At 73.4% G+C, this 8,866-nt stretch carries 8 protein-coding genes; 3 read left to right on the top strand and 5 right to left on the bottom strand.

The features are described from left to right. Both ACZDWJ_RS05990 and ACZDWJ_RS05985 read left to right on the top strand, forming a co-directional pair. On the top strand, window positions 1–1,985 hold a 1,985-nt coding region (locus ACZDWJ_RS05990; RefSeq protein WP_463520020.1), incomplete at its 5' end, for a PTS fructose transporter subunit IIABC. A 26-nt stretch (window positions 1,986–2,011) separates the two neighbouring features. Beyond that, window positions 2,012–2,269 carry an HPr family phosphocarrier protein gene (locus tag ACZDWJ_RS05985; protein WP_463520019.1) on the top strand — a complete coding sequence of 86 codons (258 nt, stop codon included), beginning with the start codon at window positions 2,012–2,014 and terminating at the stop codon, window positions 2,267–2,269. A 204-nt stretch (window positions 2,270–2,473) separates the two neighbouring features. Here ACZDWJ_RS05985 and ACZDWJ_RS05980 read toward each other — a convergent pair whose 3' ends face one another. Next, window positions 2,474–3,472 (bottom strand): hypothetical protein, encoded by a 999-nt coding sequence (locus tag ACZDWJ_RS05980; RefSeq protein ID WP_463520018.1) that lies wholly within the window; start codon window positions 3,470–3,472, stop codon window positions 2,474–2,476. Next, window positions 3,465–4,400, bottom strand: a complete 936-nt coding sequence (locus ACZDWJ_RS05975; RefSeq protein WP_463520017.1) for a bifunctional riboflavin kinase/FAD synthetase — start codon at window positions 4,398–4,400, stop codon at window positions 3,465–3,467. The genes ACZDWJ_RS05980 and ACZDWJ_RS05975 overlap by 8 nt, the downstream gene beginning before the upstream one ends. A 19-nt stretch (window positions 4,401–4,419) precedes the next feature. Between ACZDWJ_RS05975 and ACZDWJ_RS05970 the strand changes: the two genes are divergently transcribed. Next, the gene (locus ACZDWJ_RS05970) at window positions 4,420–5,106 is read left to right on the top strand and encodes a sortase (RefSeq protein ID WP_463520016.1); all 687 of its coding nucleotides are present in this window, start codon (window positions 4,420–4,422) and stop codon (window positions 5,104–5,106) included. A gap of 10 nt (window positions 5,107–5,116) precedes the next feature. Here ACZDWJ_RS05970 and truB read toward each other — a convergent pair whose 3' ends face one another. From truB to infB, 3 genes are all read right to left on the bottom strand, one after another. Then, the gene (gene truB, locus ACZDWJ_RS05965) at window positions 5,117–5,968 is read right to left on the bottom strand and encodes a tRNA pseudouridine(55) synthase TruB (protein ID WP_463520015.1); all 852 of its coding nucleotides are present in this window, start codon (window positions 5,966–5,968) and stop codon (window positions 5,117–5,119) included. Continuing rightward, entirely contained in the window at window positions 5,965–6,477 is a 513-nt protein-coding gene (gene rbfA, locus ACZDWJ_RS05960; RefSeq protein ID WP_463520014.1) for a 30S ribosome-binding factor RbfA, read from the bottom strand. The genes truB and rbfA overlap by 4 nt, the downstream gene beginning before the upstream one ends. Before the next feature lie 151 nt (window positions 6,478–6,628). Then, window positions 6,629–8,866, bottom strand: a 2,238-nt coding sequence (gene infB / locus ACZDWJ_RS05955; protein WP_463520013.1) for a translation initiation factor IF-2, incomplete at its 5' end; no start/stop codon positions are given.

Genomic DNA, 8,866 nt, shown 5'->3' with positions numbered 1-8,866 from the left:
GCGACCCGCTCATGGACCTCAGCTCCACGCTCGCCTACTGGGTGCAGGCCGACGCCGAGGCCCGCGAGGCCACGTCCGCCACCGGCCTGCGGGGCGGCATCGCGATCCCGCACTGCCGCACCGCCGGCGTCGAGGTGCCGACCCTGGGCTTCGCCCGGCTCGCCCCGCGCGTCGACTTCGGCGCCAAGGACGGCGAGGCCGACCTCGTCTTCCTCATCGCGGCCCCGGCCGGTGGCGACGCCACCCACCTGGAGCTGCTCACCAAGCTGGCTCGGGCCCTGGTCAAGCCCGCCTTCACCGACGGTCTCCGGGCGGCCACGACCCCCGAGGAGGTCGTCACCCTCGTCACCGACGTGATCAACCCCGCGCCGGTCGCCCACACCGAGGCCTCGGGCACCGCGCGCAAGCGCCTGGTCGCCGTCACCGCCTGCCCCACCGGCATCGCGCACACCTACATGGCCGCCGAGGCCCTGCAGGCCGCCGCCGCCAAGGCCGGCGTCGACATCGTCGTCGAGACCCAGGGCTCGGCCGGCTCCACCCCGATCCCCGCCGAGACCATCGCCGCGGCCGACGCCGTCGTCTTCGCCGTCGACGTGGGCGTCCGCGACCGCGGCCGGTTCGCCGGCCTGCCGCTGGTCTCCTCCGGCGTCAAGCGCGCCGTCGACGACGCCGAGGCGATGATCGCCGAGGCCCTCAAGGCCGCCGACGACCCGCGTGCGGCCCGCGTCGAGCGCGGCGGTGGCGACGACGACGGCGCCGGAGCGGGCGCCGGCACCGGCGAGAGCTGGGGCGGTCGCACCCGCCGCGTCCTGATGACCGGCGTCTCCTACATGATCCCGTTCGTCGCCGCCGGCGGCCTGCTGATCGCGCTGTCGTTCCTGCTGGGCGGCTACGAGATCGTCGGCCCCTACGGCCAGATCGCGGTCCACAACACGCTCTTCGACCTGCCGAACCCGCAGGCGCTCGGCCTGGACCACGTGCCGTTCGACTCCGGCCTGCTGGCCTACATCGGCGCGCTGTTCTTCATCCTCGGCAAGACCGCGTTCATGTTCTTCATCCCGGCTCTGGCCGGCTACATCGCCTACGCGATCGCCGACCGGCCCGGCATCGCCCCCGGCTTCATCGTCGGCGGCCTGGCCGCGAACATCTTCGGGGTCAACGACGGCGCCTCGAACCCGACCTCGCTGCCGGCCACGGGCTTCCTCGGTGCGATCGTCGGCGGCGTGCTCGCCGGCGTCATCGCCCACTGGATCGCCCGCCGCACCGTGCCCACCTGGGCCCGCGGCCTCATGCCCGTGCTGGTCATCCCGCTGTTCACCACGATCGTCGCCGGCCTGCTGATGATCGTCGTCTTCGGCCGCCCGATCGGCTGGCTCATGGACCAGCTCACCAGCGGCCTGAACAGCCTCAACGGCTCCAGCGCGATCCTGCTCGGCGTGATCCTCGGCCTGATGATGGCCTTCGACATGGGCGGTCCGCTCAACAAGGTCGCCTACAGCTTCGCGGCCACCGGCGTCGGCGCGGCCGGCCTGGCCTCCGACGCCCCGCAGCTGAAGATCATGGCCGCGGTCATGCTCGCCGGCATGGTGCCGCCGATCGCCCTGGCCCTGGCCACCGTCGTCCGTCCCGGCCTGTTCACCGTGGCCGAGCGCGAGAACGGCAAGGCCGGCTGGCTGCTGGGCGCGTCCTTCATCACCGAGGGCGCCATCCCGTTCGCCGCGGCCGACCCGCTGCGCGTCATCCCGTCGATCATGCTGGGCAGCGCCGTCACCGGCGGCCTCGCCGAGCTCTTCGGCGTCGCGGTCCGTGCTCCGCACGGCGGCATCTTCGTGCTCTTCGCGGTCAACAACGTGCTCGGCTACTTCATCGCCCTGATCGCCGGCGTCGTCGTCGCGGCCGCCGCGGTGATCGTGCTCAAGTCGATGCGCACCACCCCGGCCGTCGCCACCACCGAGGCGGGCACCCCCGTCCCGGCTACCGTCTGACCCACCATCCGCTCGAGGAGGAGCCCATGCCCACCACCACCGTCACCGTCGGCTCGGCCGTCGGCCTGCACGCCCGCCCGGCCGCGATCATCGCCGAGGCCGCCGAGGAGCTGGCCACCGAGGTGTTCCTCGCCGTCCCCGGCGACGGGCCCGTCGAGGCGTCCTCGGCGCTGCTGATCATGACCCTCGGCGCCGGCCAGGGCGCCAGCATCGAGGTCAGCGGCGAGAGCCAGGACGACGTCGACGCCATCGCGGCGCTCGTCGCGAAGGACCTCGACGCCTGATCCAGGCGCCCGCGTCACCAGCAGGGCGGCGATCCTCCGGGATCGCCGCCCTGCTGCGCGTCCGGGCGTCGACCTGGCACGGCATCTGCTCCCGTCGGGCATGTCTCGCAGGTTCTGGCTCCCGAGAGCCTGCGAGACACGCCCCGCGGGGGTCAGTCACCCGGTCAGCCGGGTAACTGAGTCCCGGCCGCCGCGGAGCCGACCTCAGCGGTCCCGCAACGCGCGATAGACGACGCGGGTGCCGACGGCGCCCTGCAGCTCGCGCATGATCACCGAGAAGAAGTCCTCGCGATAGGAGGCGTCGGTGAGGGCCGTGACGGTGAAGTGGAGGCCGGCGAAGCCGGCGAGGAAGGTGGCGACGCGGATCAGCTCGATGCTCACCAGATGCGGGCCGGGCGGGTAGCTCGGCGGGCGGCCGATCCAGGCCTCCACCACCTGCGGGGCGATCGCGACGGCGCCGAAGAGCAGGAAGAAGGCGAAGACCGCCACCGCGAGCAGCAGCACCTGCACCACCTGGGCGACGACGAGCACCAGCACCAGGTTCACCATCTGCAGGCCGGTGACCTGCGCCTGCTCGGGCAGGTCGACGGCGTCGTCGGAGAGCAGCGCCTCGGTGGCCTCGGCCAGGGCGGTGCCGGCCGTGGCCTCGCGCAGGTCCTCGGGGCCGACGCGATCGTCGAACTCGTCGAGCTCGCGGGCCATCCGGGGCACGAGGAAGCCGACGGCGGCCGCGACGAAGAAGAGCACCGTGACCCACAGGACGCCGCCGTGCAGGTAGGAGGCGACCTGCCAGACCTCGGTGTTGATGAACAGGAAGGTGATGAAGAGCAGCAGCACGGGCAGCGCGGAGGTCGCCAGCGGCACGAGCAGCCCCAGGCTGCCGAGGGCGCGGCGCAGCGCCCAGGCCGCGATGATCGAGGTCCGCAGCGCGCGCAGGGCGTAGACCAGCGGGAGCGCGAGCGCCACGCTGACGCCGACCGCGACCCCGGACGAGGCGCTGGTCGGGATCGCCACCAGCACCCCGGAGGCGACGCCGAACCCCAGCGCGAGGCCGCCGACGCTGATCAACCGGGCCCGGCTGAGCCGGCGCTGCACCTGCGCCCGGACGTCGTCGACGAAGTAGGGCAGGCCGTGGTGGAGGAACCAGGCCTCGGCGGCCCGCTCGGGTGTCCCGGGCGGTGACCCGGGGCCCGCGTCAGACACCCAGGACGTCCCGGGTGCGGGCGACGTCGAGCGCCATCTGGTCCAGCAGCGCCTCGAGGGAGTCGTAGGCCTCCATGCCGCGCAGCCGCTCGACGAAGGACACCTCCACCTCGACGCCGTAGAGCTCGAGGTCGGTGCGGTCGAGGACGTAGGACTCCACGCGTCGCCCGACGACGCCCTCGAAGGTCGGATTGGTGCCGATGCTGATGGCGGCCGGGAGGCGCTCTCCGCCGTCGAGACGACGCAGCCAGCCGGCGTAGACGCCGTCGGGCGGCACCGCGGTGGGACCCTCGGCGGGCACGTTGGCGGTCGGATAGCCGATCTCGCGGCCGCGCTGGTCGCCGCGCACGACGACGCCGCGCACCGCGTAGGGGCGTCCGAGCGCCTCGGCGGCGCCGGCGACGTCGCCGGCCGCGATGCAGGTGCGCACGTAGGTGGAGGACCACACCTGCGGTCCCCCGTCGAGCGGGATGCCCTCGGCGCGGAAGTCGCGGGCGGCCCCGAGCTCGACGAGCAGCGAGACGTCGCCGGCGGCGCGCTGGCCGAACCGGAAGTTGGCGCCGACGACCACGGCCGCCGCGTGCAGGGCGTCGACGAGGATCCGGTCGACGAACTCCTCGGGCGACCACGAGGCGATCTCGCGGTCGAACGGCACCGCCAGCACGTGGTCGGCGCCCGCGGCGGCGAGCAGCTCGGCACGGGCCGGCAGCCCGGTGAGGGTCGTGGGCGCGTGCTCGGGACGCAGCACGGCCATCGGGTGGGGGTCGAAGGTGACGACCACGACCGGCAGGCCGGCGGCGTCGGCGAGCTCGCGGGCCCGGGAGAGCACGCGGCGGTGGCCCAGGTGCACGCCGTCGAAGTTGCCGATCACGGCGACCGTGCGACCGAGGTCCACCGGAACGTCGGAGTCGGAGCGCCAGATCTGCACGGATGGAAGACTACGGGCCATGAGCGAGGTCGGCACGATCACCCCACCGACGCGTGGACGTGCGCCCCGCAGCCGTCGCCGCAAGGCCCTCGAGGCCGTGGGCTGGACGCTGCTGCTCGTCGGCCTGGGCTGGCTGGCCTGGATCGCCTGGCAGATCTGGGGCACCACCTGGCAGGCGCACCGCGCGTACAAGGCCCAGATCTCCCAGATCGAGGAGGGCTGGCGCCTGGACCGCGAGGTCCCCGGCCTGGGCATCCTGCGGGTGCCGCGCTTCGGCGCCGACTACCAGGTGCCGGTGCTCGAGGGCACCACGAAGGACGTCCTGGCCGAGGGCGTGGGCCACGAGCCCGGCACCGCGCTGCCCGGCAAGGAGGGCAACATGGTGCTCGCCGGCCACGTCGTCACCCACGGCGAGCCGTTCCGCGACCTCAAGACGCTGCGCGTCGGCGACGTCGTGCGCCTGGAGACCAGGGGCGGCACCTACGCCTACCGCATCGACACCCCGGGCAACGCGCTCACCGTCGACTTCAACGCCACCTGGGTGCTCGACCCGAAGCCGGTGAACCCCTCGGCCGGCGGCGTCGAGCCGATCGACGACGACCACCTGCTCACGCTGGTCACCTGCGCGGAGCTGTTCCACACCGACCTGCGCACGGTGGTCTTCGGCCACCAGGTCTCCTTCGAGCCGCGCCGCGACTCCCGCTGAGCGCTGCCGGTCAGACGAACACCGCGACGGCCCGCGCGCGGTCCTCGCGCGGCTCGTAGAGCGCCAGGAACGCGCCGTCGGGGTCGAAGACGGCGGTGAGGCCGGCGAGCTCGAGGGCGAGGGCCCGACCCACCCGGACGTCCGCGGCCTGCGCGTCGTCGAGGTCGCGGGCGGGGAACGCGGCGCGGGCGGCGTCGGCCAGCGGGAGCAGGGCGAGGTCGTCCTCGAGCTGCTCGAGGGTGTGCGCGACGTCGAGCCCGTAGGGCCCGACGGAGGTGCGCCGCAGCGCGGTGAGGTGACCGCCGACGCCTAGCGCGGCGCCGACGTCGCGGGCGATCGCACGGATGTAGGTGCCGCTGGAGCAGCGCACCCGGATCCGGACGTCGGGCAGGGCGACCTCCTCGACCACGAGCTCGTGGACCGTGACGGTGCGGGCCTTCAGCTGGACGTCCTCGCCGTCGCGCACCCGCTGGTAGGCGCGCTTGCCGTCGACCTTGATCGCCGAGACGGCGGTCGGGACCTGCGAGATCTCGCCGACCTGGGCGGCGAAGGCGGCCAGGACGGCTGCCTCGTCGAGGTGGTCGGCGGACGCGCGGGCGAGGGTCTCGCCCTCGGCGTCGTCGGTGGTGGTCGACTCCCCCAGCCGCACCGTGGCGAGGTAGCCCTTCTCGGTGAGCATGAGGTGGCCGAGCAGTCGGGTGGCGCGATCGACGCCCACGACCAGGACGCCGGTGGCCATCGGGTCGAGCGTGCCGGCGTGCCCGACCTTGCGGGTGCCGGCCAGGCGCCGGATGCGGGCGACGACGCCGTGGGAGGTGAGGCCGGCCGGCTTGTCGACGACGACCAGGCCGGGGACGGTCACGCCCGCGGGTCCTCGTCGTCCTCGAGGTCCGCGTCGACCTCGTCGTCAGCGTCGTCGGCGTCGTCCGCGTCGTCGAGGTCGTCGAGGTCGTCGTCCTCGCGCGGCTTGCGGTACGGGTCGGCCTCGCCGGCGTAGGCGGCGCCGCGGTGGGCGGCGAGCTCCTCGTCGAGGGCCTTGGCCTTGGCCAGCACCTCCTCGAGCGCCGCCGCCTCCTCGGGCAGGGCGTCGTGGACGAAGGTGATGGTCGGCGCGGTGCGCATGCCGAGCTGGCGGGCGACCTCGGAGCGGATCATGCCGGTGGCCGAGGTGAGCGCCTGGGCGCTGCCGACCTGCTCGGTGGAGCCGCCGAGCACGGTGTAGTAGACCGACGCGTGCTGGTTGTCGCCGGTCAGGCGCACGTCGGTGATGGTGACGAAGCCCAGCCGCGGGTCCTTGAGGCGACGCTCGAGCAGCTCGGCGACGATGACCTGGATCCGGTCGGCGATGCGGCGACCGCGGGGGTTGGCCATGGGCTGGATCTCCTGGTGGGGCCGGCGGATCGCCGGGGTGCGGTGGGACGGGACGGACGCGGTGGAGCGGGGTCGGGGACCGATGGCCCCCGGGACGCCGAGACGGCGCAGGTGCCCGCGGCTGCGGGCGTCCTGCGCCGTCCCAGGGACGTCAGCTGCGCGGGATCTCGCGCATCTCGAACGCCTCGACGATGTCGCCTTCCTTGATGTCCTGGAAGTTGCGCAGCACGAGACCGCACTCGAAGCCCTCGCGGACCTCGGAGGCGTCGTCCTTCTCGCGCTTGAGCGAGGCGAGGTCGAGGTTGTCGGCGACGACGGCGCCGTCGCGGAGCACCCGGACCTTGGCGTTGCGTCGGATGACGCCGCCGGTGACCATGCAGCCCGCGATGTTGCCGATCTTGGAGGACCGGAAGATCGCGCGGATCTCGGCCTGACCCAGGGTCGACTCCTCGTACTCGGGCTTGAGCATGCCCTTGAGGGCCGCCTCGATCTCCTCGATGGCCTGGTAGATCACCGAGTAGTAGCGGATCTCCACGCCCTCCTTCTCCGCCATCTGGCCCGCCTTGCCCTGGGGCCGGACGTTGAAGCCGATGATGATGGCGTCGGAGGCGGCAGCGAGGTCGACGTTGGTCTCGGTGATCGCACCGACACCGCGGTCGATGACCCGCAGGCTGACCTCGTCGCCGACGTCGATCTGTGCGAGGGCGTCCTCGAGGGCCTCGACCGAGCCGGACACGTCGCCCTTGAGGATGAGGTTGAGCTCCTGGCTCTCGCCCTTCTCCATGGAGGCCATGAAGTCCTCGAGGGTGCGACGCACGCGACGCTTGGCCTGCTGGGCCGCACGCTCGCGCGCCTCGCGCTTCTCGGCGATCTGGCGAGCCATCCGGTCGTCCTCGACGACCAGGAAGTTCTGGCCGGCGCCGGGGACGGCGGAGAGGCCCAGCACCATGGCCGGACGCGACGGGGTGGCGACCTCGAGCTCCTGGCCGTGCTCGTCGAGCATGGCGCGGACGCGACCGAAGGCCGGACCGGCGACGATGGAGTCGCCGACCCGCAGGGTGCCGCGCTGGACCAGGACGGTGGCCACAGGGCCGCGGCCGCGGTCGAGGTGGGCCTCGACAACCAGGCCCTGGGCGTCCTGGGTCGGGTTGGCGCGCAGGTCGAGGGAGGCGTCCGCGGTGAGGACGACGGCCTCGAGCAGCCCGTCGAGGTTGAGCGCGGACTTGGCCGAGACGTCGACGAACATGACGTCGCCGCCGTACTCCTCGGGCACCAGGCCGTACTCGGTCAGCTGGCCGCGGACCTTGGTCGGGTCGGCCTCCGGCTTGTCGATCTTGTTGACCGCCACGACGATCGGCACGTTGGCCGCCTTGGCGTGGTTGAGCGCCTCCACCGTCTGCGGCATGACGCCGTCGTCGGCCGCGACCACGAGGATCGCGATGTCGGTGGCCTGGGCACCACGGGCACGCATGGCGGTGAACGCCTCGTGACCGGGGGTGTCGATGAAGGTGATGCGACGCTCGTTGCCGTCGACGTCGGCCGCGACCTGGTAGGCGCCGATGTGCTGGGTGATGCCACCGGCCTCCTTGTCGACGACGTTGGCGTTGCGCAGCGCGTCGAGGAGCTTGGTCTTTCCGTGGTCGACGTGACCCATGACGGTGACGACCGGCGGACGGACCACGAGGTCGTCCTCGTCGCCCTCGTCCTCGCCGAACTCGATGTCGAAGGACTCGAGCAGCTCGCGGTCCTCGTCCTCCGGGGAGACGACCTGGACGACGTAGTTCAGCTCCTCGCCGATCAGCTCGAGGGTCTCATCGCCCACGGACTGGGTGGCGGTGACCATCTCGCCGAGGCTGAAGAGCATCTGCACCAGCGAGGCGGCGTCGACGCCGATCTTCTCGGCGAAGTCGGTGAGCGAGGAGCCACGGGCCAGCCGGACGGTCTCGCCGTTGCCCTTGCGGACGCGCACGCCGCCGATCGTCGGGGCCTCCATGGCCTCGAACTCCTGGCGACGGGCCCGCTTGGACTTGCGTCCACGACGCGAGGGGCCGCCGGGGCGACCGAAGGCGCCCTGGGTCTGGCCGCGCTGGCCGGGACGACCGCCGCCACCGGGGCGACCGGCACCGGCCGGACCGCCGCCGAAGCCGGGACGTCCGGCACCGCCACCGGCACCACCGGGACGGCCCGGGGCACCGGGACGACCGGGGGCGCCACCGCGGCCACCGGGGCCACCGCCGGGACGCGCACCGCCGGGACGCGCGCCGAACGCGGCGGGCGACTTCGGCATCATCGCCGGGTTGGGGCGCGGCATGCCCGGGCGCGGGCCCGAGCCGTCGCGACCGGCCGGCGGGCGCGGCGGACGCTGCTGGTCGCCGCCGCCGGCACCGCC

The sequence above is a fragment of the Nocardioides sp. B129/18 genome, assembly GCF_055282735.1.
Note: the sequence above shows the minus strand (reverse complement) of the source record. Positions and strands in the feature narration are given on the sequence as shown.

What these genes read in the sequence shown, in the direction of transcription:
- ACZDWJ_RS05970 (WP_463520016.1), top strand. Translation starts at nt 4,420, where the DNA reads ATGAGCGAGGTCGGCACGATCACCCCACCGACGCGTGGACGTGCGCCC.
- rbfA (WP_463520014.1), bottom strand. Translation starts at nt 6,477, where the DNA reads ATGGCCAACCCCCGCGGTCGCCGCATCGCCGACCGGATCCAGGTCATC.
- ACZDWJ_RS05985 (WP_463520019.1), top strand. Translation starts at nt 2,012, where the DNA reads ATGCCCACCACCACCGTCACCGTCGGCTCGGCCGTCGGCCTGCACGCC.